The organism is Thermodesulfitimonas sp., from assembly GCF_052743955.1.
This window is the reverse complement of the sequence record NZ_JBRAIN010000128.1, coordinates 1-1343: the sequence shown is the minus strand read 5'-3', so window position 1 is coordinate 1343 and position 1343 is coordinate 1. Positions and strand designations below refer to the sequence as shown.

At 53.6% G+C, this 1343-nt stretch carries 1 protein-coding gene and 3 tRNA genes; 1 reads left to right on the top strand and 3 read right to left on the bottom strand.

The window, feature by feature from the left end; translation table 11 throughout:
- Window positions 1-83 precede the first annotated feature (83 nt).
- On the top strand, window positions 84-359 hold the full coding sequence (locus tag ACUVTA_RS08900) for a tyrosine-type recombinase/integrase (protein ID WP_445952588.1): 276 nt from the start codon (window positions 84-86) through the stop codon (window positions 357-359).
- 97 nt (window positions 360-456) lie between these two features.
- Here the strand turns inward: ACUVTA_RS08900 and ACUVTA_RS08895 are convergent.
- The 3 genes from ACUVTA_RS08895 to ACUVTA_RS08885 all read right to left on the bottom strand — a co-directional run bounded on the left by ACUVTA_RS08895 (window position 457) and on the right by ACUVTA_RS08885 (window position 916).
- Window positions 457-532 (bottom strand) — tRNA-Lys (locus ACUVTA_RS08895).
- Window positions 533-647: 115 nt separating this feature from the next.
- Window positions 648-733 (bottom strand) — tRNA-Tyr (locus ACUVTA_RS08890).
- A gap of 104 nt (window positions 734-837) precedes the next feature.
- Window positions 838-916 (bottom strand) — tRNA-Pro (locus ACUVTA_RS08885).
- Window positions 917-1343 lie beyond the last annotated feature (427 nt).

Here is a 1343-nt window from a genome sequence, read left to right as displayed (position 1 = left end):
TGGCGAAGGAACTGAAGCGGCACCGATTGGAGCAAAAGAAGAACCGCATAAGTTTGGGCGGCGCATACCAAGATATTAACCTGGTGTGTTGTTTCGAGGACGGAAGGCCGATTAATAACTCCACTTTAGGTAGTGTCTTTAGGAAGACCGCTTATAAAATGGGCTACCCGATTTCCTTCCACGACCTGCGCCACCTGCACGCCACCTGGCTTATCGCCAGCGGTGTGCCGTTGAAGGTGGTGAGCGAGCGCCTGGGGCATACCCAGATCGGCATCACAGCGGACCTTTACGCCCACGTTACGGCGGAAATGCAAAAAGAAGCGGCCAGGAAGATTGACGAGCTCCTGGCCAAGCACTAACCCAAAAACGTTTTCTCAAAATTTTCTCAAATTCGGTTCTCTTGGGGTCAGCGGCAAGGATTTCCAACCCCGAAACCCTTACCGCTGTTGCTTTCTCTGGTGGGCCACGAGGGACTCGAACCCCCAACCAGACGATTAAGAGTCGCCTGCTCTACCAGTTGAGCTAGTGGCCCGTATCGGATGTCAGTCGTCGGACGTCGGTCGTCGGACCTGCTTGTAGGAATTTGCTCTGCAAATTCCTACCTTGGATTTTCTGACGACTGACGACTGACTGCTGACGGCTGTTTATGGTGGAGGGGGCTGGATTCGAACCAGCGAAGGCGTCAGCCAGCAGATTTACAGTCTGCCCCCTTTGGCCACTCGGGTACCCCTCCGTATCGGTCGTCGGTTGTCGGTCGTCGGTGGTCGGACGTATTGAAGGTAGGCGATGCTTTCTTTATCTTTCTGACGACTGACGTCTGACCACTGACTACCGAAATGGTCGGGATGGGGGGATTTGAACCCCCGGCCTCGTGCTCCCAAGGCACGCGCGCTAAGCCAAGCTGCGCCACATCCCGGGCCGGCGCAAATTTAATTATAGCGGAAGCAAACGCGGCGCGTCAAGTAAAAAAGAGTCCAGCGGATACCGCTGGATGGGGAGAGATAGAGTTTTATAGCGGAGCTATTTGCATTGTTCCCGGCCGGCGAAAGATTTATACATCACCGGCAATTTTTTTAAAGGAACGGCTCCTGCGGTCCCGCACGTGACGGTTCCGGTTTTCTTGTGGCGGTTACCGGCATAAGGTGTGCGGGCGCCCGGTTTGAATAGCGGGAAACAGCCGGCCGAATCCGGTTTTCAAAACGCGCGCGGATAAGGAAGGCGCCGCGCGTTTTTTTGTTTTTGTACGTTAATAACCGGTGGGTTTAATTTTTTGCGCTTGGGAGTTTAAATTTGGCCGTTTGGCTCCGGAGTTGTTTACACTTTGAAAGTTCATGGCTTATAAT